Origin of the sequence: Actinokineospora xionganensis (genome assembly GCF_014323725.1) — a bacterium.
In the GTDB taxonomy this organism is placed as follows: domain Bacteria; phylum Actinomycetota; class Actinomycetes; order Mycobacteriales; family Pseudonocardiaceae; genus Actinokineospora; species Actinokineospora xionganensis.
In genome coordinates, this window is sequence record NZ_JABVED010000001.1 from 562,079 (window position 1) to 585,762 (window position 23,684).

The following is a 23,684-nucleotide window of genomic DNA, read 5'->3' on the forward strand; positions in this document are numbered from 1 at the left end:
ATGGCCTGCCGGCCACACCGATGTGCAATAGGGTTTGGGGTGCCATGGCCCGTGTGATCCACGTCTTCCGCCAGCCCGACCGCTTCATCGCAGGCACAGTCGGGCAGCCCGGCGACCGCGTCTTCTATCTGCAAGCCGTCGAGAGCGCCCGCACCGTCAGCGTGACCATCGAGAAGCAGCAGGTCGCGGTCCTCGCCGAACGCATCGGCTCGCTGCTCGAAGAGGTCCACCGCCGCTTCGGCGCGGAGCTGCCCGGCGACGTCCCCGAAGACCAGGTCGACGCCGACCCGCTGCAGGTGCCCGTCGAGGAGGAGTTCCGCGTCGGCACCATGGGCCTGGGCTGGGACGCGGAGAGCAGCGCCGTCGTCATCGAGTTGCTCGCGGTCACCGAGGGCGAGGTCGACGAGTCGGTCGTCCTCGACGACACCGAGGAAGGCCCCGACGCCGTCCGCGTGTTCCTCACGCCCCTGGAGGCCCGGGCGTTCGCCGACCGGGCGGGCAAGGTCGTCAACGCCGGCCGCAAACCGTGCCCGCTGTGCGCCGAACCGCTGGACCCGGCCGGGCACGTGTGTCCCCGGCAGAACGGGTACCGCCGCACCGAAGAGGGCTGACCAACCGTGCGCCCCACCGACCCGGCCGCCGGGGACTTACTACTGCGCGGCTCGATCGACATCGAGGGCAGGCTCGTCGACGCCTCGAACACCACCCTGTTCTGCGCGGTCGAACTCGACGGTGTGCGGGCGCAGTGCGTGTACAAGCCGGTCGCCGGTGAGCGCCCGCTGTGGGACTTCCCCGACGGCACACTCGCAGGCCGCGAGGTCGCGTCATACCTGGTCGCCCAGGCGGCCGGGCTGCCGCTGATCCCGCCGACGGTGCTGCGCGACGGCCCGGTCGGCCCGGGCATGGTGCAGCTGTGGGTCGACACCAAGGACGGTGACGACCTGGTCGACGTGCTCGCACCCGATGAGGTGCCCACCGGGTGGCGGCCCATCCTGCGCGCCCATGACCGCCGCGGCGAACCCGCGGTCCTGGTCCACTCCGACCACCCCGACGTCGCCCGCCTCGCCGCCCTCGACGTCGTGATCAACAACGCCGACCGCAAGGGCGGCCACGTCCTGCACGGCACCGACGGAGGCGTCTACGGGGTGGACCACGGCATCAGCCTGCACAGCGAGAACAAGCTGCGCACGGTGTTGTGGGGCTGGTCGAGCGAACCCCTGCCGGAGGACGTTCTCGACGCCTTGGCCACCCTCCGCGCGGCTTTGGACGCCGAACTTCCCGAGGCCCTGTCGCCGCACCTGACGAAGCGGGAGATCAAGGCCCTGCGCTCCCGGGTGGCCCGACTGCTGGCCGCCCCGATCTTTCCGGCGCCCGACCCGGAGCTGCGCCCCATCCCGTGGCCCGCCTTCTAGGGCGTTGCCCACAGCTGGAAGCGGGCCCCCTGGTCGTCGGTGCACTCCACCATCAGCCCATACGGCTTGTGTTGGATCTCCTGCGCCGTGCCGTTGTTGGCCCGAACCCGCTCCAACGCCGCGTCCAAGTCATTGACCCGGTAGCAGAGCTGCACTTCCGGCCGCTGCGACGGATCACCCCACAAACCGAAATCCGCCATCCCGACCACGCCCCAGGCGTGCGGTAGCGACCCGGGTTCGAATTCCCAGCCGAGCACCGACCCGTAGAACGCCTTCGCCTTCTCATCGTCGGCCACGACCATCGTCGTGTACGCCACCTCGCCCGGTCGGTGCCGGGACGCGGTCGGCGGGGGTGTGTTGAGCAGCCAGCGGTGGCCGAACGGGTCGACGAACGCCGCCACCCGACCGTAGGGCTGGTCCACCGGGCGCCGCTCGATCGCCGCGCCCCGCTGCTCGGCGAGCGCGACCGTGGCGTCCACGTCCGGGACCTGCACGTGCAGAGTCGTGCTGAACGTGCGCGGCGATTCCGGCGCGGCCACCGGCACCTCCCCGATACCGCCCTCGGCGATCATCAGCACCGCGTCGCCGATGCCGATCTCGGCGTGGCCGATGGCGCCGCCCTCCATCTCGTACACCTCACCGCGCTGGTGGGCGTCGAACACCTCGAGGTACCAGTCGATCGCGGCGCGGGCGTCGCTCACCGCGATGTACGGGCTCAGCGTCGGCCCCCAGCCCAGTTCGCTTTCCGGAACCACGGCCTTGGTCTTCTGTGCGGTCATCTCACTGCTTCCTGTCGGGCCGAGGACCGCGCGGCGCAGCCGCTCACGCAGGTCGTCGGCGAAAATCGGGTCAGGGTCCACCGGCTGGATCGGCGCGCGGAGGGCGTCCATCGGGTCGGTCATGTCAGCCCTCCTTTCCCTGGTAGGTCTTGCGGAACGCGCCCCGCGCGCGCACGAGCAACGCCTCGGTGGCGTGCACCGTGCGGCCGAGGCAGTCGGCGACGTCGGGGACGGGCAGCCCATCGAGGTACCGGAGGGTGAGCGCGGCCCGGTGGTGCGGGCCGAGTTCAGCGAGGACGTCGTGGGCGGCCATCACGTCCAGGTGGACCTCCCACGGATCCTCGACGTGCTCGGTCTCGCCGTCGAGCGCGACCAGCCCACGTCGCTCGCGTTCCTCGCGCCGCCAGTGGTCGGCGAGCTTGTGTCGGGCCACCCCGATGAGCCAACCCACGGTCAGCTCGGGCGCACCCGGTTTGCGCAGGGCGGCGACGGCGGCCAGGAAGGTCTCCGCCGTCAGGTCCTCGGCCAGCGCGGCGACGCGGCACCGTGCCAGCAGGTAGCCGTAGACCTGCGGCAGGACCTCGTCGTAGCGGGCCAGCAGGCCCAACGCCGGATCGGGCCGCACACCCGGTCGCGTGCTCACATCCCCATCGTCGCTCGGGAACCCCCGACTCCGACGGGCAGAGCCCAGACTTTCTCCCGCGACTCGCGGGGAGGGGTGGTCGGCGTGCCTGGCTCTGGGTCGGCGGTGGGGTCGCTAGGTTGTCGGGCGTGCGCTCACAGGACTATGGCCGTGACATCCTTTCCGGCGGGCGGGCCCGCAAGCAGATCCCCGAGGTCCTCGCCGAACCCGGTGTCGTCGTGGAAGACCCGGCCAGCGGGTTCTGCGGCGCGGTCGTCGGGTTCGAGTACGGCAACGTCGTGCTGGAGGACCGCCGCGGCGGCCGCAGGCTCTTCCCGCTGAATCCGGCCGGCTTCCTCCTCGACGGCGCCCCCGTCACCCTGATCCGCCCACCCGCGGCCGCGCCGCCGAGCGCGCCGAAGGTGTCCGCGTCCGGGTCGGTGAAGGTGCGGGGCCACCGGGCGCGGACCGCGCGGGAGAGCCGGATCTGGGTCGAGGGCATCCACGACGCCGAACTGGTGGAACTGGTGTGGGGGCACGACCTGCGAGTCGAGGGCGTGGTGGTCGAACCGCTCGACGGCATCGACCACCTGGCCGAGCGGGTCGCCGAGTTCGGCACCGGCCCGGGCAGGCGCCTGGGAGTCCTGGTCGACCACCTCGTGCCGGGCAGCAAGGAGTCCCGGGTCGTCGACGGGCTGCGCGACGACAACGTGCTCGTCACCGGCCACCCCTACATCGACGTGTGGGCGGCGGTGAAACCGTCCGTCGTCGGCATCGCGAAATGGCCGACGGTGCCGCGCGGCACCGAGTGGAAGGTCGGCGTGTGCGACGCCTTGGGCTGGGGTGAGCCCGCCGACGGGTGGCGCCGGGTGGGGGCCGCGGTCACCGGTTTCCGCGACCTGGAACCGCCCCTGGTGGGCGCGGTGGAACGGCTGATCGACTTCGTGACCGACCCGGGCGAGAACTGACTGGTCACGACACGGTCGGAGTTGCTCCGATCAGCCGATGCGGGTCGCCGAAATCTGACACGATGTGTGCATGGCGCTGATTTGGCTCATCGCTGGAATCGTCCTGATCGCGGCCGAGATCCTGTCGGGTGATTTCTTCCTGCTCATGCTCGGCACAGCGGCGCTGGCGGGGGCGGGGGCCGAGTTCCTCTTCGGCAACGTCTTCATCACCGCGCTGGTGTTCGCGATCACCTCGATCGGGCTGATCACCGTTGCCCGGCCTTGGCTCAAGGCCCGGATGCACGGCGCGCACATCCCGGACAACGTGGCCGCGCACATCGGCAGCAGCGCCACCGTGGTGTCCACGGTCGACCGCACCGGCGGGCGGGTCAAGTTCAAGGGCCAGGAGTGGTCGGCGCGCGCGTTCGACGAGTCGCAGGTGTTGGAACCGGGCACGGCCGTCACGGTCGTGGAGATCTCCGGTGCGACCGCGGTGGTCTGGGCCGAGCGTCTGTAATCGCGCGCATCGTCGCGCCGAAAATTGGAGGTACCGGTGGATCCCACCACCATCATCGTCGCCGTGTTCGTGGTGCTTTTCGTGCTCACGGTCGTGGTCAAGTCCATCCTGGTCATCCCGCAGGCGCAGTCGGCGGTCATCGAGCGGCTGGGGCGTTTCCGCACCGTCGCCGAGCCGGGCCTGAACTTCCTGGTCCCGTTCCTCGACCGGGTCCGGGCCCGCATCGACCTGCGCGAGCAGGTCGTGTCGTTCCCCCCGCAGCCGGTGATCACCCAGGACAACCTGACCGTCTCGATCGACACGGTCGTGTACTTCCAGGTCACCGACTCGCGCGCCGCGGTGTACGAGATCTCGAACTACATCATCGCCGTGGAGCAGCTCACCACGACGACGCTGCGTAACGTCGTCGGTGGGATGAGCCTGGAGCAGACGCTGACCTCCCGTGACCAGATCAACGGGCAGCTGCGCGGGGTCCTCGACGAGGAGACCGGCCGCTGGGGCATCCGCGTTGCCCGGGTCGAGCTCAAGGCGATCGACCCGCCGCCCTCCATTCAGGACTCGATGGAGAAGCAGATGCGCGCCGACCGTGAGAAGCGCGCGATCATCCTCAACGCCGAGGGCCAGCGGGAAGCGGCGATCATGACCGCGCAGGGCCAGCGCCAGAGCCAGATCCTCTACGCGGAGGGCGCCAAGCAGGCCACCATCATGGCCGCGGAGGCCGACCGGCAGTCCCGCATTCTGGCCGCCCAGGGTGAGCGGGCCGCCCGCTACCTGCAGGCGCAGGGCCAGGCGAAGGCGATCGAGAAGGTGTTCGCCGCGATCAAGGCGAGCCGCCCCACCCCGGAGGTCCTGGCCTACCAGTACCTGCAGACGCTGCCGCTGATGGCGCAGGGCGACGCGAACAAGGTGTGGCTGATCCCCAGCGACTTCAACAAGTCCCTCGAGGGCTTCGCCCGCATGCTCGGCGCCCCCGGCGAAGACGGCGTCTTCCGCTACGAGCCGCCCGCACCGGACCCGGAGGCCTCCCGCGCCGAAGACGACGACGCGGCGATCGCCGACTGGTTCGACACCACAACCGACGCGCGAATCGCCGAGGCGGTCCGCAAGGCCGAAGCGGTCGTCGACGCGGACGTGTCCGCGGGCTCACCGGTGCCCCCGATGCAGCCCACGCCCAAGCAGACCTATGACCAGCCCGCGGGCATCGGCCCGTCGGCGCCGCGGTCGCCGATGCCGGGAATGCAGTTCCCGGTCGCCGACCCGGACATGGAACGCACCCAGGCAATGCGGCCGCCGACGCAGCAGCCTGGCCAGTAACGCGGTTGCCGCGGTTTGATCCGGCCCCCGCTTCCTTGTGAAGTGGGGGCCGGAATGCGTTTCGGTCCAACGGTCTCTTGACGTCCGGTGGTGGGTGGATGCGCACCCGCCATCAGCAAGAACGCAGCGGGCGAACCATCCGAACGGGCTGCCCAGCGGAAACGGGCCGGGATCAGTCACGAAGAGGATGAGCAAGTTCGTCCTGGGGCAGCTTCGCCCACACGATCGCCACCGCCGCCACGACCGCGGGCACCAGCCCGGCGATCAGGAACGTGTTCACCAGTCCGATCGCCTCCGACACCGGCCCCGCAACGGCCATCGACACCGGCATCAGCGAGATGGACACGAAGAAGTCCAGTGAGGCGACTCGGCCAAGCAGTGCAGCGGGCACGCGCCGCTGCAGCAGGGTTCCCCAGATGACCATCGGCGCGGAGAACATCGCACCCAGGACGAAGGCAGCCGCCACGACCACCCACACCTGGGTGGCCATGCCCATCACCGCCATCGGCAGGCAGCCGACGCCCCAGGTCAGGTTCATGGTGGTGAGGTACCGCTTGGGCATCGGCAGCGACGCCATCGTCAGCGAGCCGACAGCCCCGCCGATGCCGAACGCGGCGAGGACCCAGGCGTGGTCGTCGGGGCCGCCACCGAGGCGGTCCTTGACGAGGAACGGAACCAGCACGTCGAGCGGTCCCATGATCACGAACACCATGACGCTGGCGAACAGCAGCGTCGCGAGCAGCCAGGGTGTGCGCACCATGTAGACGAAGCCCTCGCGCATGTCGGTCAGGGCGCTCCTGACCGGGTGCACGGGGGCGGCGTCGGGGTCGATCTCGCGGCGGACGACGGTTTTCGGCACGGCGGTCAACGCGACGAACCCGAAGGCCGCCGTGGCGGCCGCGATGGCGACGGCGATGCCGGGGGAGAAGGCGCCCACCGCCATTCCGGCGACGGCGGGGCCCGCGGCCTGCCCGATCGTGGGACGGACCATGCCCTCGAACCCGTTGACGGCCATCAGGTCCGACTCGGGCACCAGGGCGGGCAGCCACGCCGAGTACGCCGGGTAGTAGAACGCCATGCCCATGCCGGTGATGAAAGAGACCACCGCGAGGTGCCAGATCTGGGTGCTGCCGGTCAACGACAGGAACGCGACCAGGGCCATGCCGCCGAGTTCGACCGCGGCCACGCACAGCAGGATCGTCTTCTGCGGGACCCGGTCGGCCACCACGCCGGCGAGCAGCGCGGGCAGCAGGACGCCGATGGCTGAGGCGGTGGAGACGACCGACAGCTGCGCCGGGCCGCCGCCGACGCGGATGACCTCCCAGACCAGGGCCACGATCCACACGCCGTGGGCGAAGGTGTTGAGCAGCAGCGCGAGCGCGAGCCGCCGGTAGGCGGGGGTGCGGAACGGGCGCAGCACGCGCGGCAGCTGTCTGGGCGGCGGCGTGATCGCGACGTCGGGTTGCTCGGTGGTGGGTGCGTCGCCCGGGTCGGGCATCGGTGTCTCCGTCGGGTGGTGGGTGTGCCCCGATTGTGTCGGGACCCACCGACAACTATCGGGTCATTCGGAAAGTGAAGTAGTCGACGTGCCAGCCGTCCTTGTCGATCCCGTGAGTCGCGACGGTCTCCGCGGCGAACCCGGCGCCGTCAGCTTGGGCGCGCAGATGGTCGACGTCGCCGGAGGTGCCGAAGAAGATCAGCATGCGCCCGTCGGCGGCGAGGTGATCGCCCGCGGCGGCGAAGAACGTGTTCAGCGCCCGGTAGCCGGGGTCGGTGCTGGCGTTCTCGAGGTGGTCGCGCGGGGTGAACCAGCGGAACGGCGGGTCGAACACGATCAGGTCGAACACACCGGCGACGTCGCTGAACACGTCGCTGTGGTGGACGTGGACCCGGTCGCCGACACCGTTGCGCTCCGCGTTGGCCTTCGCGGCGGCCAGCGCGTGCGGGTTGGTGTCGACGGCGGTGACGTCGGTGGAGCGGGACGCGGCGAGGACCGCGTTGACGCCGCAGCCGGTGCCCATGTCGAGGACCCGGTCGGCCACGGTGACCTCGTCGAGGACGGACTGGCCCAGCAGGTGCGACACCGGGGTGATCGGGTGCACGTGCGGCGGGACCACGAACGTGCGACCCAGGTAGTCGAAGGTCTGGTCGGTGTCGACCTGCGCGGAGCGGTACGCGGACTCATGCCAGCGTTCGATCCGGGCGACGTGCTCGGGCCCCATGGTCGGCTGGTGCTTCATCCTTCGAACCTAACCGGGCCCGCCACCGGTTTTACGCGAAATCGACGACCGCGGCGCCGACCCCTCGGGCGCGCGCGACGTGCTCGGCCTCAGCCTCGATCTCCGCGGTGACCGCCTTGGTCAGCCGCTCGAACGCGGTCACGGTGACAGTCACCTTGCGCGCGGTCGCCTTGGTGCGCCACACGCCAACGATCTCCCCGTCGGCGAGCACGGCGCCGGGGTTGCCGATGGGGCGCCACAGTTGTTTGCGGCGCCGGGCGTCGGGCACGAGCAGGTCGCGGTCGCGCGACTGCAGCAGCGGGTCGAACGGGGGCAGCAGCCGCACCAGCCGCGGGTCCGGCGCGTCGCGCAGCGCGGCCACCGAGTCCTCAGGCAGGTGGGCGGTGCGGCCGTCGACGGTGACCTCGACCAGCCCATCGGGCCACATCGCGGCGGCCTCAGACCGGGTCGTCTCCAGGAACGCGGCGGCCTCGGCTTTGCCCGCCGGACCGTGCAGCCGCAGGTAGGCGCTGATCAACGGGCCAGCCCCCGCGCTCTGCTTAGGCACCCGATGCCGCCCGGGCAGTGGGCTGAGCGTCGTGGGGCGGGACTGGCCGTGGACTCCCACGCCCGCGGCCAAACCGACGAGTTGGAACAGGCTGCCGTAGACGTGGGTGGCCTGGCAGGTTCGGCAGTCGTAGGAGTACTCGGCGGGCAGCCGGGCGGTGACCTCGGTGCTGACCTCGCCGCGGGTCTTCTCCCGGTCGACCACCGCCCGCATCGCTTCCGCGCCCGCGGTGAACGCGGTCAGCCCCGGGATGCCCGCCCTCTTGAACACCACCCCGACGCCGCTGAGCCGGGCGATGGCGTCCGCGTCGCTTCGCGGCCACAACCCGGCGGCCATGGTCGCCACATCGGCGCGGCGGATGACGTGCGGCGCCCCGCGGAACGTCCAGACCGTGGTCAGGGAAGGGTCGTCGAGGTCGGCGCCTACCGACAGCCGGGCGGCCATGGCCACGCGAGGGGAGGCCGCGCCCGCGTCCTGGATTCCGAGGTCGAGGACCGGCAGGTCAGCGGTGTCTCGGTGTAGGCCGTGCGCCGCGATGCGGTAGGCCAAGACTCGGTTGCGGTCGACGTCCACCCGCCCATGATGGCCCAGGGGACCGACAGTTACCCGGCCCGCAGGGGGCGGCGGGGCCGGGGGAGACCGCGGCTCCAGCGGACGAAGTCGGCCGGGTCGAACCGGTCGGACTGCTCGTCATACTCGCGGCGGTCGAGGGCGGCGCGACGGAGGATGCTGACCAGGCCGACGTGCTGAACGCGGCCACGACGGACCTCGAACCCGGTCCATTGCTGCGTCACGTGCCGTCCCCTTCGATGCCATGTCCACGAAACCTCTTCGCAATCATGCCCGGTCGGTAGGCGGCTTGGCCTATACCAAACGGCTATCACATGATCCTATGGGCCAAGTGAGTGACGGCCGGTCCCGGCGTCGCGCCGCAGCTCGCAGGCCTTGCGACCGGATCCACGCGTTCGCCGACCACGACCCGCCACCCATGGCCGTCGCGGTGGGTGACCGGGACAAGCCAGTCACCGTCGACACGCTCGGGGGCACCCACGACGAGGTCGTCGGGACCGCTCGCCTGGATGTGCTCACGGACGGCGAGTTCGGCGACCTGACCGGCCGCACCCCAGGTGGACCGGCCACGGCAGCGCTCGGTCGCGACATCGTCGCCGGTCAGCAGCCCGCGGGCGAACCCCGGGTCCACGGCACCGTAGGCGTATCCGGTGGGCAGCAGCAGCGCGGTCGGCGCGAACCGGTGCCCACCGAGATGGGTCGCCTCCCACACCGCGTCCCCGTGCTCGACAGCGAGCTCCTCGGCGATCGGACGGCCCAGCAGCGCGCAGCACACGTCTCGGCGCCCGTTGGTGCACACCAGCAGCAGCGGACCCGAGTCCACCGTCCCGAAGTCGCCGATGTCGCCCGCACCCCAGGCGGCGAAGTCGTGGTCAAGCAGATGTTTCGCCTCGACCACCGTCCCCGACCGCAGCCGCGTGCGCCCCGGCGCGGTGTGCGCGAGGTAGACCCGCGCGGGCCTCGGGGTGTGCCGGTCAGGGTGTCGGCCGGGCCGGCGGATGAGGACGACGCGGACACCGGTGCCCTTGGCGCGGTCGGCCAGCTCGGCACCGACGGCCGGGTCGAGGTGGCTCTCCCGCAGTGCGTCGCGGCCCCACGGACCGGGCTGCTCCAGACACAGCCAGGTCACCGCGGTCGCGGCCGTGCCCGCGAGGGGTTCGTTCAGCGTGCGGGACAGCACCGAGCAGGCGGTGTCGGGCAGCGCCGGGGGAGTCGTCGCCATCGGCCCAAGACTCTCACGCCGGTACCGCCATCCGTGTGAGGGTAGGCAACACTTAAATTGAGTTCAGTTCGAGGCGTCCGCGGCGCGGCCGAGGCGGTCGGCCAAGCCGCGCAGGCGCTCGATCAACTCCGAGGGTTCACGCACCTCGAACTCGCAGCCGATCATCGAGATCCACACCGCGATTCCCTCAAGGTGATTCGCCCCGACGCGCAAGGTGCAGGTGTTCTCGTCGATCGGTTCGAGCACCCCGGCCGACGGTGAGACGTGCTCCGCGGCGGCCTCCGCCGACAGGTGCAGGGTGATCACCGCCTGGTACCGGTACGCCGCGTTGGACAGCCCGTAGCTGGTGTACGCCACCAAGTCCTTGTCCGGCGGGTCACGCGGGACGAACTTCGGGCCGGTCGGGATGCGCGGGGTGAGCCGGTCCACCCGGAAGGTCCGCCAGCCCTCTCGATCGACGTCGAACGCGACCAGATACCAACGCCGCCCCGTGTGCACCAGCCGGTGCGGCTCCACACTGCGCAGGGTCTCCTCGCCGTCGTGGTCGCGGTAGTCGAACCGCAGGCGCTCATTGTCGCGGCACGCGTTCGCGATCGCGGTCAGCGTGCTCGGGTCGACCGTGGGGCCGCCACGGTGGATCGGCACCGTGATCGACTGCAAGGAGTGGACCCGGTTGCGCAGCCGCGACGGCAGCACCTGTTCGAGTTTCGCCAGCGCCCGCACCGAGGTCTCCTCGATGCCCGCGATCGTGCCCCCCGACGCCGTCCGCAGGCACATGGCCACCGCCACCGCCTCCTCGTCGTCGAGCAGCAGCGGCGGCAGGTCGGCCCCGGCACCGAGCCGGTAGCCGCCCGCGGTCCCCGTGACCGCGTGCACCGGGTAACCCAGGGAGCGGAGTTTGTCGACGTCACGGCGAACGGTCCGGTCGGTGACCCCGAGACGGTCGGCCAGGTCCGCACCCGACCAGTCCCGCCGGGTCTGGAGCAGTGAGAGCAGCCGCAACAGGCGGGCCGAGGTTTCCAGCACGCGGCCAGTCTCTCAGCTATCGCGGACAACCACTGTCCGCCAGGCACTCCCGCAACCGGGCCAAACCCTCGTCGATCTCCTCATACCGGATCGTCCCGAACCCGAGGGCGAACCCCGAGCGCCCACCGGTGTGCTCACACAGACCCTCAAGGGTGTTCACGCCGACCTCGCGCGCCCCCGCCACCCGCGCATCCAACGACGTGGAGGTCTCCGCGAAGACATGCAGCCCGGCCGCCGACGGCACCAGCGTGGCCACCCCGGCGAAGTCCCGCTCCAACACCGCCACGATCCGCGCGTGCCTGCGCCCATACTCCCGCCCCGCCCGCCGCACATGCCGGGCGAGCAGACCTTCGTCGATGAACTTCGCCAACGCCAGCTGCCCCGTCACCTCCCCATGCCAGTCACCCAGCTGCCGCGCCGCCCGCACCGCCTGACGCACCGCCGGGGCAGCGACAAGAAACCCCAACCGCAACGCGGGCAGCAGCGTCTTGGAGAACGTCCCCACATAGATCACCCGCCCCTGCCCATCCAGGCTCTGCAACGGCTCCAGCGGACGATCGGAGAACCGGAACTCACTGTCGTAGTCGTCCTCCACCACCACAGCGCCCCGACGCCCCGCCCACGCCAACAGCTCCGCGCGTCGCGCCACCGACATGGGAATCCCAAGCGGGAACTGGTGCGACGGAGTCGTGTAGACGACCCGCGCCGACGACGGCAACGCCGCCACCACCAGCCCCTCAGCGTCCACCGGCACACCCACCACACGCGCGCCGTGCGCGGCGAACAACCGCCGGGCAGGCAGATACCCAGGCTCCTCGACAGCGACCACGTCACCCGGGTCGACCAACACCCGCGCGATCAAGTCCAACGCCTGCTGCGCGCCCTGGGTGATCACCACATCATCCGGACCCGCGTGCACCGACCGCGCCAACCCGACATGCCGGGCCACCGCCTCCCGCAGCACCCGCTCACCCGCTGGGTCCGCGTAATCCGCCGAACGCACCGCCGACCGCCGCAGACTCGACGACACCAACCGGCGCCACGTCGCCCACGGAAACAGCTCCACATCCGGCACCCCCACCCGGAAGTCGAACCGCGGCTCCCACGACGGCGCCTCGACGGGCACCGACCGCCACCGGGCCCGGGGGAGCACCTCCGCCGACGCCCGCGCCGACCGCGACCGCGTCGCGGGCCGGTCACACACGAACGTGCCCGCACCGACCCGCCCCACCAGGAACCCCTCAGCGGTCAACCGGTCGTAAGCCACCCCGACGGTGTTGCGCGACACCGACAGACGCCCCGCCAGCTCCCGGCTCGGCGGCAGCCGCTCACCCGGACGCAACCGACCGTCGAGCACCGCGTCGAGCAGCTGCCGGTAGATCTGCGCCGACAGGCCACCCCGACCCGACAAGGTCACGTGGATGTCCATCGGCACCTCCACATTGGCCCAATCAGAACGGCTCGAATTGGAACTTATCCCTGGCCGATCTTCACCCTAGATTAGCGCCATGACCAGCAGGATCATCCCCCCGGCGGGACCCGCGAGGACCCTGGCGCTCGCCCAGTTCACCAACTCCGTCGGCGACGGCGCCTTCTACGTCACCTCAGCCCTGTTCTTCACCCGCGTCGTCGGACTCTCACCCGCCCAGATCGGACTCGGCCTCACCCTCGGCTGGGGCGTCGGCATGCTCGCGGGCATCTGGCTCGGCCAACTCGCCGACCGACACGGACCCCGCCGGGTCGCCACCGCACTCGCCGTCGCGACCGCGACCGCGATCAGCGCGTTCCTCGTCGTGCGCTCCTACCCGCTGTTCATCGCCGCCGCCATCGTCTACGCCGTGTGCCAGTGCGGCCTCACCGCCGCCCGCCAAGCCCTCCTCGCGGGCACCATCGACCCCACCCGGCGTACCGAGGTCCGCGCCCACCTGCAGTCCACCCTCAACGCGGGACTCGCCGTCGGCGCCGCACTCGGCGGACTCGCCCTGCAACTCGACACCGCCGCCGCCTACCTCGCGGTCTTCGCCGTCGACGCCATCGGCTTCCTCGGCTGCGCGCTCATCCTGCGTGCCGCGCCCGCGGTCCCCGGAGCCGCCCTCGCCGCGGGAGAACCACGGATGGCCGTGCTCCACGACCGCCCCTACGCCGTCGTCGCCCTGCTCAACATGGTCCTGCAGCTGCACATCCCGCTGATCAACCTCGCGATCCCGCTCTGGATCGTGCAGCGCACCTCCGCGCCCACGGCCATGGTCTCGACGCTGCTCGTCCTCAACACGATGGGTGTCGTCCTGTTCCAGGTGCGCCTCGCCCGCCGCGTCACCGACCTGCGCACCGCTACCCGCTCCATCCGCCACGGCGGCGCCATCCTGCTCGCCGCGTGCACCGCCTTCGCCCTCACCGCCGCGGGCGCCTCACCCTGGGTCGCGGCCACCGTCCTGCTCGGCGCGGCGACACTGCAGGTGCTGGGGGAGATGCTGCACAGCGCCGGCACCTACGCCGTGAGCTTCGACCTCGCCCCCGCTGACAAGCACGGCCAGTACCAGGGGTTCTTCGGCTCCGGATTCGCCATCGCCCGCATGCTCGGCCCGCTGCTGCTCACCACGATGATCCTCACCTGGGGCACCTCGGGCTGGCTCACCCTGGGAGCACTGTTCCTCGCCGCGGGGATCGCCATGGGACCCGCCGTCCGCTGGGCCGAACGCACCCGGGCACTCCCGGTCCCCGCCTGATCAGGACATCAACAATCGCGCGCCCGCCCGCGTCGCCTCGACCCGGGCGTCTCGCGTGCCCGCGCCCGGGCGGATCACCACCAGACCACGCCGCTCCAACAACGTCAGCGCGTCGGACTCCCACTGCGGAACCTGCCCAGCCGGGGCGCCGTCGGCACCCGCCCACAGGAAACCCATCGGCGCACCCCATAGTCCACTGTGGAACAACACCGACCCCTCGGCGGCATGGTCCAACGCCCGCCGCTCGTCCTCGGTCATCACACACCTCCCGGCGACTTCTTGTGTCTCCCATCACATTGGTAGCACCGGGCACCGACAAACCCGGGACCGACACGCACCCGTTCACCCGAGCCAGCGAGCCACCCCCGCCAGCAGTTCACGCTTCATCCCATCAGGAGCGAACGACGCTTCGACCGACGTCCGTGCGAACTCCGCCAACGCCTCGTCGTCGAACCCGAACACCGAGCGAGCCAACTCGAACTCGGCCGTCAGTGTCGTCCCGGTGACATTCGGGATGTCCGTGTTCAGCGTGACCGCCAAGCCTGCCGCGACAAGTCGGGGGAGCGGGTGCTCCGACAGCGACCCCACCAACCCCAACGCCACGTTCGACGACGGACACACCTCCAGCACCAACCCCAGGTCCCGCACCTCGGCCAGCACCTCCCGGTCGCCCAACACCGAGATCCCATGCCCGATCCGCTCCGCCGACCCGACCCGCACGGCCTCACGCACGCGCTCCGGACCACCGCACTCACCGGCGTGGTGCACCACCCGCAGCCCCAACTCCCGGGCCCGCGCGAAGACCTCCGCGAACGGCGCCGCCGGATAGGCCTCATCACCGGCCAACCCGACCCCCACCACACCCGTGAACCGCGACGCCAACTCCACCGACCGCCACGCCCGCTCAACCGACCGCCGCCGCGAGTGGTCCAGGATCAACCCGACCTCGACACCGAACCGGCGCCGCCCCTCGGCCAACCCGTCCAATACCGCCGCCAACGGCATCTCCAACTCACCCAACCGCTCACCGTGCGACGCCGCGGTGAACAGCGCCTCCGCGTACCGCGCCCCCTGCGCCGCCTCGTCCTCGCAGAACTCCAGGGCGATCCGACGGAAGTCCTCGGGGGAGCGCAGACACTCCCGCACCCGCGAGTTCTGATCAGCGAACGCCCGGAACCCGTCGAACGTGAACGGCCCGTCCGCCACCTCCGGCGGCACCTCGATCCCGTGACCGGCGCCGATCTCCACCAGCGTCGCAGAGCGGATGGTGCTCTCGAGGTGGACGTGGAGGTGGACCTTGGGGAGATCGATCAGCGACCGCATACGGCCCACCGTACGAACCGAGACCGCCTACCGCATCCGAATTCCACCCTCAACCTCAACTAGAAGGTTAGGTGGAGCAAGGTTGAAGTGGAGGTTGAGCTTGATCAGCAAAACCGCAGGTCAAGCGCATTGGCAGGCCGCGAAGCATGGTCAGTGCACCGTTGGGTCTGGCCGCCTGTGAGGTCCGAGGATTTCTTTCGATCGCGACCGCGCGCGCACTGGACACAGCAAGCCGAAACAAATAGGAAATCGGTGGCAACCTTTTTGGGCCCACACTGATCAAGGGGGAGTAGGGCACACTCCGCCGGACGACAGGGGACACCGCAGTGGCGTTGAAGTTCGCACGGACACCGGCCGAACTGGCCCGCCGGGCCGTCAAGATCACCGTCGAACGCACGGGCCGCACCGTGTCCATCGCCGCCTCCGGTCGCATCGACCTGGCCACCGAAGGTCCCTGGTACGACCAGATCATGGCCGCCTGCACCGACGACTCCGACACCAAACGAGTGGTCATCGACCTGACATCGGTCACGTTCCTGAGCTGGGCGAGCACCGCGACGCTGGTCCGGGCGCACCGGGCGTGCGCCAGACACGGGCGCGCCCTGCGGGTCCTCGCGTGCGGACCGGTGCTGGCCTGCCTGCACATGACCCACCTCGACGAGGACGTCACCATCACGGCCACGACGCCGAAGGTGAAGGAACCCCTTCCACACGGAACATCGAGCTGGCTCATCGCCTGAGTGGACGCACGTTATGTCAAGCAATACGGGATGGATGACCGACTCGAGAGAGCACGGGTTGCGTGGCGCGATCTGGTGCCCGCAGCCGTCGGCCATGACAGCGCAGCCGGGAGAGCGCGCCGCGGAGGCGGGCGAGAGCCGGTCGCACACGGAAGCGCGGAGCGAAGTGCCGGACGGGGCGCGTGGGGTGGACGAGCGAGGAGTTCGCCCGGCCCGCCGAACCCGCTACTTTACATAATGTCGATTATCGAACTTACGATATCTCGGGTTCCGGGTCCGTCAACCCAGGGCGGAAACGTCACTGTGACGTTTTCAGGACGGTATGCCGAGACCTCTGAAAAGCCCTCCAGAAGGCTCCTCGGGAGGATTTCGCGACTGATCGTTCGCAGACGAGTTGAGGTCGAGCGTGTGAGCGCCGCGGAGTGTGCGCGCAGAAACGGCTGTTCGGGGCGGCTCGAACCCGGCTCATGCCCCGAAGTCAGTCAATGCCCTCTCGAACGCATGTTTCATGCATAATGCCTATTATGCATGAAAGATCAACTTCTTGATCCAGGTCAGAGAGCGAGCTTGAAGCCCTCGTGTGTCGCGGTGAATCCGAGGCGCTCGTAGAACCGGTGGGCATCCTCGCGGGCCTTGTCCGAGGTGAGCTGCACCATCACGCAACCACGCTTGCGGGCCTCCTCGATGGCCCAGCGCATCATCGTCTCCCCCAGACCTTCCCCCCGCGCCGACGCGGCCACGCGCACGGCTTCCACCTGCGCCCGGAACGCACCCCTGCGGGACAGGCCCGGCAGCAAAGACAGCTGGAACGTCCCGACAATCTCGCCGTCACGATCAGCCACAGCCAGGAACTCATGGTGATCGGCGTCGATGACCGCGAAGGCGTCCTTGTACGGGGTCAGGTCATCCGCGGACTCACGAGTGGCGCCGATCGCGTCGTCCATGAGCAGGCCGACGATGGCCGGGACGTCGTCGATGGTCGCGCGGCGGATGTTCACGACGGTCACAAGCACTCCTTTTGGGCAACTGCTGTTCGCCGCCAGCCTTCCACGTCCGTGTTCGCGGTCGCGGCCGATTCGGATTTTGTCGGTGTCACCTTGTATGCACTAACAGTGAAGTTGATCGACGCCCAGGAGGCGTTCTTCGTCGCGAGGCGAACGCGCAAGGACTCGCCACACACGACGGTGGCCTACCGGCGGGACTTCGCGGGCGTGTCCGCCCAGGTGGCGGCGGTGTTGGAGGTCGAGGTCGCGGAGATCGACTTGGTCGCCGTGTCGGCGCAGCCGCTGCGGGCGGCGTTCGGGGTGTTCGCCGACACCCACGCCAAGAGCTCGGTGGCGCGCGCCTGGTCGACGTGGAACCAGTTCTTCCAGTTCTGTGTGGCCGACGGGCTGTGCCCGGGCAATCCGATGGGGGCGATCGGGCGGCCGCGGGCCGCTCCCCTGTCCCCCAAGCCCCTGCGGGGGGAGTCCACACCGGAGCAGTTGCTCTCGGCGATCGCGTCGGGGGCGCGGCGGTCGCGGGCGGACTGGCCGGAGCGGGACCTGCTGGTGCTGGCGCTGGGCCTGGTGGCCGGGCTGCGGGCCTCGGAGATGCGGGCGCTGACCCGGTCGGCCATGGTCGGTCGACCCGGTGAGCGCAGGCTCTTCGTGCACGGCAAGGGCAACCGGGAGCGGTCGATCCCCATCGAGGCGCCGCTGGAGCGAGTGATCGAGTCCTATGTGGCGTCCTGTGATGTGCGGTTCTCCACTCGGTTCACCCCGGAGTCACCGCTGTTGTTGGGGTCGGATGGGGCGGCGATCGGCCGCGGCGCGCTGGACTACCTGGTGAAGTCGTGTTTTCGGTGGGCAGGCATGCACGACCGGGTTCCCGCCGGGGCGAATCTCCACGCTCTGCGGCACACGTTCGCGACCAGGCTGGCCGAGGACGGTGCGAACGCGGTGGAGATCATGACGCTGTTGGGTCACGCGAGTCTGAACACGAGCCAGAACTACATCGAGGCGACCGGAACGCATCGTCGGGCCGCCGCGGCGAGCAATCGGACGTATCGGGTGTTGGCGGATCTGTCCGATCCGGACCGCGCCCTCTAGGGCCGTAAGACCCCAGTAAGCCCCTTTCGGTATCCCCCGCTGCTTCGCGGGCCTCTTTCCGCATGTCAGGGCGTTTGACGCGCCAGGCTGGATGGAGGCAATGCGATGACCGAGCCGAGCCCGTCGGGTGAGCCGACGGCGGTCCGACTGCTATTCGAATACGAGGGTGACGAGGTGCGGCTGCTGCTGCAGCAACCGGTCGACGTCGCCGTCAGCGGCTTCGACCTGCCCCGCGAGCACGTGGTGGGCAATCACGTCGAGGTGCGGGACGCGAACGAGGAGATGCTCAGCCGGGTCCCGATCCGGTCCGGGATGGACACCAGTGTCGAGGTGTTCCCCGAGGACCCGAACGAGCCGATCACCCGCGCCGACGTGCCGCGGGCGCAGGGCGCGTTCACCGTCGTCGTCCCGACGACCGAGCGAGCCGACCATGTGACCGTCGTGCGGATTCCGCCGACCGGTGACGTGGCGCTCGCCGATGCCGGGGCCACTGACGTGGTCGAGCTCGGCACCTTCCCGCTGGCCGGGGGTGCGCGATGACCACCTCGGACGGCACCGTCCAGGGTGCCACGCAGATCTCGGGCTCCGCGCCGCGCAATCGGGCGTTCAACATCGTGCTGCTGGCCGAGGGGTTCACCGCCGGGCAGCAGTCCGCGTTCAACACCGCGGCGCAGGACTTCGTCAACGCGTTGAAGGCGACGCCGCCGTTCGACGAGCTGAGCCCGGCGATCAACGTGTTCCGGGTGAACGTGGCCTCCACGGATTCCGGTGCGGACGACCCGGTCGCGGCGGGCGGCACGGGGGCGACGGCGCGGACGTACTTCGACGCGACGTTCGGTGGCAACGGCATCCGCAGGCTGCTGCTGTGCAACCAGTCCACGGCGTTGCAGGTGGCCACGGCGCGGGTGCCGGAGCACAGCCTGGTCCTGGTCGTGGTGAACTCGACGGTCTACGGCGGCGCCGGTGGGTCGGTCGGGACGTACTCCCTGGCGAATGGGGCGACGCAGATCGCGATCCACGAGGCCGGGCACACCGCGTTCGGCCTGGCCGACGAGTACGCGTACTACGCGGGCGGCAACGAGACGGGCCGCGACCACCACCCGGCGGTGGAGCCGTCGGAGCCGAACGTGACGGTCAACAGCAACCGGGCCACGTTGAAGTGGCGGTGGGCGGTCGCGTCGAGCACCGCGATCCCGACGATGAGCAACCCGGACTGCACCAAGGTGGACAACCGGGCCAGCACCGTCGCGGCGGGCACGGTGGGCGCGTTCGAGGGCGCGCACTACTACCACTGCGGCGCGTTCCGACCGGAGCACAACTGCAAGATGCGGGAGCTGGGCGCGCCGTTCTGCCGGGTGTGCCGCCAGGTGATCTGGAACCGGCTGGAGCCACTGAGCACGCTGCAGTCGCGCGGTCGGACGCCGATCAGTGTGCTGGCGCGCTATCCGAGCCACCTGGATGTGTTCGCGGTGGCGAGCAACGGGCGGACGATGAGCAACTGGTGGGATCAGTCGTCCGGGTGGGCGGGCTGGTTCCAGGTGTCCGGTGGCATCGCGTCGCCGGGCGGGTCAGGGTCGCCGGTGACGTCGATCGCGCGGTACCCGAACCATCTGGACTTGTTCACGGTCGGTACGGACAACCGGGTGTGGAGCGCATGGTGGGATGTGACCACGGGCTGGTCGGGTTGGTTCCGCGTCGGCACGCTGACCGCGCGGGCCGGGTCGACGGTCAACGTCGTGGCCCGCAACCGGGATCACCTGGACTTGTTCACCACGGCTTCCGACGGCCGGACGATGTCGGCGTGGTGGGACGTGTCGTCGGGGTGGTCTAACTGGTTCCAGGTGTCCGGTGGGATCGCGGCGAACGGGGCGACGGTCACGGCGATCGCGCGGAACCCGAACCACTTGGACCTGTTCACCATCGGCACCGACAACAGGGTGTGGAGCACGTGGTGGGATGCCTCGTCCGGGTGGGCGGGCTGGTTCCGGCTCGGCGCGCTGACCGCGCGTCCGAACTCGACGGTGAATGTCGTGGCGCGCAATCCGAACCATCTGGATCTGTTCACGACCGCTTCGGATGGTCGGATCATGTCGGCGTGGTGGGATGCGGCTTCGGGGTGGTCGAACTGGTTCCATGTGTCTGGCGGGTTGGCTTCGCCGGGGTCGTCGGTGACGGCGATTCCGCGGGGTGCGAACCATTTGGATCTGTTCACGATTGGGACGGATAACCGGATCTACAGCACGTGGTGGGATGCGTCATCGGGATGGGCGAACTGGTTCAACGTTTCCGGTGGGATCGGGCAGTCCGGTGGTCATGTGGCGGCGATTGAGCGGTTCAGCAATCACATCGATGTGTTCGCGGTGGGCTCGGACGGCCTGATGTACAGCGCTTGGTGGGATATCCGGACTGGGTGGTCTCGGTGGTTCAGACTGAGTATCACCTGATCAGGGGTGATATGGCCCGGCAGCGGAGAATCGGTGCCGGGCCATATCCCCAAAGCGCCACTGATCGCGACGGGCACCCGCCGACGGACGGCGCCCAGCGCCGTAGGCTGACCTGCGATGAGACGCAAACTTCGTTCCCCACTCCCGCAGCGCCATGGGCTTGACGCTGCCCGGCTTCGGCTGCCGGAGGAGGGTGGGTGGGCGACGATTCGTGATCATCTCGTTGAGCGGTTGCCGCGGGTTGATCCCGACCGCATCGACATGATGCTTCGGGAGGAGCGGATTGTCGGGCTGGATGGGCCGGTGGCCCTGGACGCTCCCTATCTGCCTGGGTCGTTTGTGTGGTTCCACCGGGATCTACCGGTCGAGGTTCCGGTGCCGTTCGATATCGGCATCGTCTATCGGGACGACGACATCCTCGTTGTCGACAAGCCGCATTTTCTGGCGACGATCCCCCGTGGGCAGCACATCGTGCAGACCGCTCTTGTGCGGCTGCGGCAGGACCTGGGGATTCCGACGCTGAGCCCGGCGCACCGGTTGGATCGGGTGACGGCCGGGTTGTTGATGTTCGTGGTGCGTCCCGAGCTGCGCGGGGCCTATCAGACGTTGTTCCGGGACCGGCTGGTGCGCAAGGAATATGAGGCGGTCGCCCGGCACGTGCCTGGTCTTGAGCTGCCGGTGACGGTGGAGAGCCGGATCATGAAGGAGCGCGGGGTGATCACCGCGCAGGAGGTGCCTGGCGAGGTGAACGCGCGGACCCGGGTGGAGCTGATCGAGGCGAGGGACGGGGTTGGGCGCTACCGGCTGGCGCCGGAGACTGGGCGGACGCATCAGCTGCGGTTGCACATGGCCGGGTTGGGTGTGCCGATCCTGGGTGACGACTTCTATCCGGTGCTGACGGAGAAGCCGCTGGGTGAGTTCACCGCTCCCCTGCAGTTGCTGGCGAAGGTCCTGGAGTTCACCGACCCGGTGTCCGGTTCGCCGCGACGGTTCGAGAGCCGGTTGCGGCTGGCGGCGTGGGAATCGCCTGGTGAGTGGCTAAATGCGGTGCCGCTCCGGTAGGGGTCGGTTAATCTCGTCGTATGCCATTTGTTTGACGTAGGCCTCCGGAGTCCGTGCGCGGGTTGGTGCGGGTGTCGCTGTGGTGGGCGGCGCTGACCTACCTGGTCCCGATCTACCCGCTGTACGCCGTGTTCTTCGCCGACACCGGTCTGTCCGGGGCGGAGATCTCGTTGCTGTTCCTGATCTGGTCGTCGGTGTCGGTCCTGGCTGAGGTGCCGCTGGGTGCGGTGGCCGACCGGTTCTCGCGGCGGTCTTCCCTGGTGGGCGCGAGCCTGTTGCAGGCGCTCGGGTATGTGCTGTGGATCGGGTTGCCGGGGTTCACCGGGTTCGCGGTCGGGTTCGTGCTGTGGGGCCTCGGCGGTGCGTTGGAGTCGGGCGCGTTCGAGGCGCTGCTCTATGACGGGCTGGCCGGTCAAGGCGAGGAGTCCGCGTTCGCGCTGGTAAACGGGCGGGTCACGGCGGTCAATCTGCTCACCGAGTTGCCGACGGCGGTGTTGGCGTCGGGTCTGTTCGCGCTCGGTGGTTATCGGCTGGCGGCGTGGGTCAGTGTCGGGGTGTGTCTGGCGGCGGCCTGGGTGGCGTCGCGGTTCCCGGAGGCCGCGCGGGGCGCTGACGATGGCGAGCTCGGTTATGTCGAGTTGCTGAAGGTGGGTCTGCGGGAGGCGGCGGACAACCGGGTGGTGCGGCACGCGCTGATCGTGGTGGCGCTGCTGGGCGGGTTGGACGCGTTCGAGGAGTACTTCCCGTTGATGGCCCTGGCGTGGGGTGTGCCCGCGGGGTGGGTGCCGCTGGCGATGGTGGGCATTCCGCTGGCCGGTGCGGTGGGGGCCGCGCTGGGTGGGTTCGGGAGTGGGTTGCGGACGCGGACGCTCGGGGTGCTGTTGGGTGTCGCGGTGGCGGTGTTGGTGGTGTCCGGGGTGTTGCGCTCCCCCGCCGGTCTGCTCGCGGTGGCCGGGTTCTACGGGCTGTACCAGTTGGTGTTGGTGGTGGCCGAGGCCCGGTTGCAGGACAGTATCGAGGGCCCGGCGCGGGCGACGGTGACGTCGGTGGCGGGCATCGGGATCGAGGTGTCGGCGCTGGCCGTGTACGGGGTGTGGGCGTTGGGTGAGGTGTTCGGGGTGGCGGCGTTGGTCGCCCTGGTGGCGTTGCTGCTCCCCCGCTGGCTGCGGCAGGCGCCCGTCGTCGAGCGCCTGCCGCGGTAGGTCAGCCGACGACGAGGCCGCTGGTGACGTTGGTGATGCTGGCCGTGATGCCGCCCGCGCGGTCGGAGGCGAGGAACGCGGCGGTCTCGGCGACCTGCTCGAGGCGTGGGGAACGGCGCAGCAGGGCCATCTGGGAGATCATCCGGTCGATTTCCTCCGGGTCGGCGCCGACCCCGTCGACCTCGGCGATGCTCTCGCGGGTCAGCGTGCCGTAGACGGCGGCGGTGTGGATGCCGACGACGCGCACGCCGTGGGGGCCGGTCTCGGCGGCGAGGTAGCGCAGGAAGGTCTCGACGGCGGCGTCGGCGGGACCGGTGTTGCCCATGCCGGGGCTGGTGGCGCGGGAGGAGCCGCTGGTGAGGCTGAGGATGACGCCGCTGCCCTGCTTGGTCATGTGTCGGGCGGCGGCGCGGGCGGTGAGGAAGGCCGTGGTGATGCCGGTGGTGATGGCGTGGGTGAACTTCTCCGTGGTCATCTCGATCAGCGGGGTGCCTTGGGCGTCGCCGCGTGGGACGAGGTTGAAGGAGATGTCGAGGCTGCCGAAGCGGTCGACGACGTCCTGGGCGTGCTGGTCGATGGCGGTCTCGTCGAGTCCGTCGAGGACGGTGAGTTCGGCTTGGCCGCCTGCGGCGCGGATGTTGTCGGCGACGGCGGCGAGGGTGTCCTTGGTGCGGCCGACGAGGTGGACGGTGGCGCCTTCGCGGGCGAAGACGCGGGCGACCGCGCCGCCGATGTTGCCGCCGCCGCCGTAGATGACCGCGTTCTTGTTCGCCAGGGTCGACATGGTGTTCCTCCGTGGTCCGGGTTGCTTTGTCTATGTGACGGCTGTGGCCCGGAAAAGGAATCGGTGCTCTGGTCGGCTGCCTGGTGGTTCGCCGGCGGCTTGGGCTCGGGTGCCCGT

General features: G+C 69.9%; 25 protein-coding genes. 12 read left to right on the forward strand and 13 right to left on the reverse strand.

Annotated elements, in window-relative coordinates; translation table 11 throughout:
* The first annotated feature begins 44 nt into the window (after window positions 1-44).
* Both GPZ80_RS02580 and GPZ80_RS02585 read left to right on the forward strand, forming a co-directional pair.
* Window positions 45-611, forward strand: coding sequence for an Rv2134c family protein (locus GPZ80_RS02580; RefSeq protein WP_187218100.1), 567 nt, complete (start codon window positions 45-47; stop codon window positions 609-611).
* A 6-nt stretch (window positions 612-617) separates the two neighbouring features.
* A complete protein-coding gene (locus tag GPZ80_RS02585) occupies window positions 618-1,412 on the forward strand; it encodes an Rv2133c family protein (RefSeq protein ID WP_187218101.1) in 795 nt (264 codons plus the stop codon).
* Here the strand turns inward: GPZ80_RS02585 and GPZ80_RS02590 are convergent.
* Window positions 1,409-2,314: a VOC family protein gene (locus GPZ80_RS02590; RefSeq protein WP_187218102.1), complete on the reverse strand. Its 906-nt coding sequence runs from the start codon at window positions 2,312-2,314 to the stop codon at window positions 1,409-1,411. The two genes, GPZ80_RS02585 and GPZ80_RS02590, sit on opposite strands and share 4 nt — an antisense overlap.
* A gap of 1 nt (window position 2,315) precedes the next feature.
* Complete coding sequence (locus tag GPZ80_RS02595; protein WP_312880068.1) at window positions 2,316-2,834, reverse strand: RNA polymerase sigma factor; 519 nt, start codon at window positions 2,832-2,834, stop codon at window positions 2,316-2,318.
* Between the two features lie 128 nt (window positions 2,835-2,962).
* Here GPZ80_RS02595 and GPZ80_RS02600 point away from each other — a divergent pair, with 128 nt between their 5' ends.
* The 3 genes from GPZ80_RS02600 (at window position 2,963) to GPZ80_RS02610 (ending at window position 5,591) form a co-directional block, all read left to right on the forward strand.
* A complete protein-coding gene (locus GPZ80_RS02600) occupies window positions 2,963-3,781 on the forward strand; it encodes a DUF3097 domain-containing protein (protein WP_187218103.1) in 819 nt (272 codons plus the stop codon).
* A 70-nt stretch (window positions 3,782-3,851) separates the two neighbouring features.
* A complete protein-coding gene (locus tag GPZ80_RS02605; RefSeq protein WP_222718765.1) occupies window positions 3,852-4,277 on the forward strand; it encodes an NfeD family protein in 426 nt (141 codons plus the stop codon).
* Between the two features lie 36 nt (window positions 4,278-4,313).
* Window positions 4,314-5,591, forward strand: a complete 1,278-nt coding sequence (locus GPZ80_RS02610; RefSeq protein WP_187218105.1) for an SPFH domain-containing protein — start codon at window positions 4,314-4,316, stop codon at window positions 5,589-5,591.
* 172 nt (window positions 5,592-5,763) lie between these two features.
* On the opposite strand, the gene GPZ80_RS02615 is transcribed toward GPZ80_RS02610, so the two are convergent.
* The 7 genes from GPZ80_RS02615 to pdxR all read right to left on the reverse strand — a co-directional run bounded on the left by GPZ80_RS02615 (window position 5,764) and on the right by pdxR (window position 12,625).
* Entirely contained in the window at window positions 5,764-7,089 is a 1,326-nt protein-coding gene (locus GPZ80_RS02615) for an MFS transporter (protein ID WP_187218106.1), read from the reverse strand.
* 55 nt (window positions 7,090-7,144) lie between these two features.
* Window positions 7,145-7,831, reverse strand: coding sequence for a methyltransferase (locus tag GPZ80_RS02620; protein WP_246476641.1), 687 nt, complete (start codon window positions 7,829-7,831; stop codon window positions 7,145-7,147).
* 31 nt (window positions 7,832-7,862) lie between these two features.
* The gene (locus tag GPZ80_RS02625; RefSeq protein WP_222718767.1) at window positions 7,863-8,951 is read right to left on the reverse strand and encodes a winged helix DNA-binding domain-containing protein; all 1,089 of its coding nucleotides are present in this window, start codon (window positions 8,949-8,951) and stop codon (window positions 7,863-7,865) included.
* Between the two features lie 29 nt (window positions 8,952-8,980).
* Window positions 8,981-9,172 (reverse strand): hypothetical protein, encoded by a 192-nt coding sequence (locus GPZ80_RS02630; RefSeq protein WP_187218107.1) that lies wholly within the window; start codon window positions 9,170-9,172, stop codon window positions 8,981-8,983.
* An 86-nt stretch (window positions 9,173-9,258) separates the two neighbouring features.
* Window positions 9,259-10,170 (reverse strand): ferredoxin family protein, encoded by a 912-nt coding sequence (locus GPZ80_RS02635; protein WP_187218108.1) that lies wholly within the window; start codon window positions 10,168-10,170, stop codon window positions 9,259-9,261.
* Window positions 10,171-10,233: 63 nt separating this feature from the next.
* Window positions 10,234-11,196, reverse strand: a complete 963-nt coding sequence (locus GPZ80_RS02640; protein WP_187218109.1) for a helix-turn-helix transcriptional regulator — start codon at window positions 11,194-11,196, stop codon at window positions 10,234-10,236.
* 16 nt (window positions 11,197-11,212) lie between these two features.
* The gene (pdxR, locus tag GPZ80_RS02645; protein ID WP_187218110.1) at window positions 11,213-12,625 is read right to left on the reverse strand and encodes a MocR-like pyridoxine biosynthesis transcription factor PdxR; all 1,413 of its coding nucleotides are present in this window, start codon (window positions 12,623-12,625) and stop codon (window positions 11,213-11,215) included.
* A gap of 79 nt (window positions 12,626-12,704) precedes the next feature.
* Here pdxR and GPZ80_RS02650 point away from each other — a divergent pair, with 79 nt between their 5' ends.
* Window positions 12,705-13,922, forward strand: a complete 1,218-nt coding sequence (locus GPZ80_RS02650) for an MFS transporter (RefSeq protein WP_187218111.1) — start codon at window positions 12,705-12,707, stop codon at window positions 13,920-13,922.
* Here the strand turns inward: GPZ80_RS02650 and GPZ80_RS02655 are convergent, their stop codons facing one another.
* Window positions 13,923-14,180 carry a hypothetical protein gene (locus tag GPZ80_RS02655; RefSeq protein ID WP_187218112.1) on the reverse strand — a complete coding sequence of 86 codons (258 nt, stop codon included), beginning with the start codon at window positions 14,178-14,180 and terminating at the stop codon, window positions 13,923-13,925.
* Window positions 14,181-14,264: 84 nt separating this feature from the next.
* On the reverse strand, window positions 14,265-15,245 hold the full coding sequence (gene add, locus GPZ80_RS02660; protein WP_187218113.1) for an adenosine deaminase: 981 nt from the start codon (window positions 15,243-15,245) through the stop codon (window positions 14,265-14,267).
* Window positions 15,246-15,571: 326 nt separating this feature from the next.
* On the opposite strand from add, the gene GPZ80_RS02665 reads away from it, so the two are divergent.
* On the forward strand, window positions 15,572-15,985 hold the full coding sequence (locus GPZ80_RS02665) for an STAS domain-containing protein (protein ID WP_187218114.1): 414 nt from the start codon (window positions 15,572-15,574) through the stop codon (window positions 15,983-15,985).
* Between the two features lie 554 nt (window positions 15,986-16,539).
* Here GPZ80_RS02665 and GPZ80_RS02670 read toward each other — a convergent pair.
* A complete protein-coding gene (locus GPZ80_RS02670) occupies window positions 16,540-16,983 on the reverse strand; it encodes a GNAT family N-acetyltransferase (RefSeq protein WP_312880089.1) in 444 nt (147 codons plus the stop codon).
* Between the two features lie 114 nt (window positions 16,984-17,097).
* Here GPZ80_RS02670 and GPZ80_RS02675 point away from each other — a divergent pair, with 114 nt between their 5' ends.
* From GPZ80_RS02675 to GPZ80_RS02695, 5 genes are all read left to right on the forward strand, one after another.
* Complete coding sequence (locus GPZ80_RS02675; protein ID WP_187218116.1) at window positions 17,098-18,075, forward strand: tyrosine-type recombinase/integrase; 978 nt, start codon at window positions 17,098-17,100, stop codon at window positions 18,073-18,075.
* A gap of 105 nt (window positions 18,076-18,180) precedes the next feature.
* Window positions 18,181-18,615 carry a hypothetical protein gene (locus tag GPZ80_RS02680; RefSeq protein ID WP_187218117.1) on the forward strand — a complete coding sequence of 145 codons (435 nt, stop codon included), beginning with the start codon at window positions 18,181-18,183 and terminating at the stop codon, window positions 18,613-18,615.
* On the forward strand, window positions 18,612-20,519 hold the full coding sequence (locus GPZ80_RS02685; RefSeq protein WP_187218118.1) for a M64 family metallopeptidase: 1,908 nt from the start codon (window positions 18,612-18,614) through the stop codon (window positions 20,517-20,519). Before GPZ80_RS02680 ends, GPZ80_RS02685 begins: the two co-directional genes overlap by 4 nt.
* A gap of 117 nt (window positions 20,520-20,636) precedes the next feature.
* Window positions 20,637-21,581: an RluA family pseudouridine synthase gene (locus GPZ80_RS02690; protein ID WP_187218119.1), complete on the forward strand. Its 945-nt coding sequence runs from the start codon at window positions 20,637-20,639 to the stop codon at window positions 21,579-21,581.
* A 53-nt stretch (window positions 21,582-21,634) separates the two neighbouring features.
* Complete coding sequence (locus GPZ80_RS02695; protein ID WP_312880069.1) at window positions 21,635-22,783, forward strand: MFS transporter; 1,149 nt, start codon at window positions 21,635-21,637, stop codon at window positions 22,781-22,783.
* A gap of 1 nt (window position 22,784) precedes the next feature.
* Here GPZ80_RS02695 and GPZ80_RS02700 read toward each other — a convergent pair whose 3' ends face one another.
* Window positions 22,785-23,567, reverse strand: coding sequence for an SDR family NAD(P)-dependent oxidoreductase (locus tag GPZ80_RS02700; RefSeq protein ID WP_187218120.1), 783 nt, complete (start codon window positions 23,565-23,567; stop codon window positions 22,785-22,787).
* Between the last annotated feature and the right edge of the window lie 117 nt (window positions 23,568-23,684).

Coding starts and splice junctions, on each gene's coding strand:
- GPZ80_RS02635 (WP_187218108.1), bottom strand. CDS start 10,170: ATGGCGACGACTCCCCCGGCGCTGCCCGACACCGCCTGCTCGGTGCTG.
- add (WP_187218113.1), bottom strand. CDS start 15,245: ATGCGGTCGCTGATCGATCTCCCCAAGGTCCACCTCCACGTCCACCTC.
- GPZ80_RS02655 (WP_187218112.1), bottom strand. CDS start 14,180: ATGACCGAGGACGAGCGGCGGGCGTTGGACCATGCCGCCGAGGGGTCG.
- GPZ80_RS02685 (WP_187218118.1), top strand. CDS start 18,612: ATGACCACCTCGGACGGCACCGTCCAGGGTGCCACGCAGATCTCGGGC.
- GPZ80_RS02650 (WP_187218111.1), top strand. CDS start 12,705: ATGACCAGCAGGATCATCCCCCCGGCGGGACCCGCGAGGACCCTGGCG.
- GPZ80_RS02605 (WP_222718765.1), top strand. CDS start 3,852: ATGGCGCTGATTTGGCTCATCGCTGGAATCGTCCTGATCGCGGCCGAG.
- GPZ80_RS02700 (WP_187218120.1), bottom strand. CDS start 23,567: ATGTCGACCCTGGCGAACAAGAACGCGGTCATCTACGGCGGCGGCGGC.
- GPZ80_RS02590 (WP_187218102.1), bottom strand. CDS start 2,314: ATGACCGACCCGATGGACGCCCTCCGCGCGCCGATCCAGCCGGTGGAC.
- GPZ80_RS02580 (WP_187218100.1), top strand. CDS start 45: ATGGCCCGTGTGATCCACGTCTTCCGCCAGCCCGACCGCTTCATCGCA.
- GPZ80_RS02620 (WP_246476641.1), bottom strand. CDS start 7,831: ATGAAGCACCAGCCGACCATGGGGCCCGAGCACGTCGCCCGGATCGAA.
- pdxR (WP_187218110.1), bottom strand. CDS start 12,625: ATGGACATCCACGTGACCTTGTCGGGTCGGGGTGGCCTGTCGGCGCAG.
- GPZ80_RS02680 (WP_187218117.1), top strand. CDS start 18,181: ATGACCGAGCCGAGCCCGTCGGGTGAGCCGACGGCGGTCCGACTGCTA.
- GPZ80_RS02615 (WP_187218106.1), bottom strand. CDS start 7,089: ATGCCCGACCCGGGCGACGCACCCACCACCGAGCAACCCGACGTCGCG.
- GPZ80_RS02690 (WP_187218119.1), top strand. CDS start 20,637: ATGAGACGCAAACTTCGTTCCCCACTCCCGCAGCGCCATGGGCTTGAC.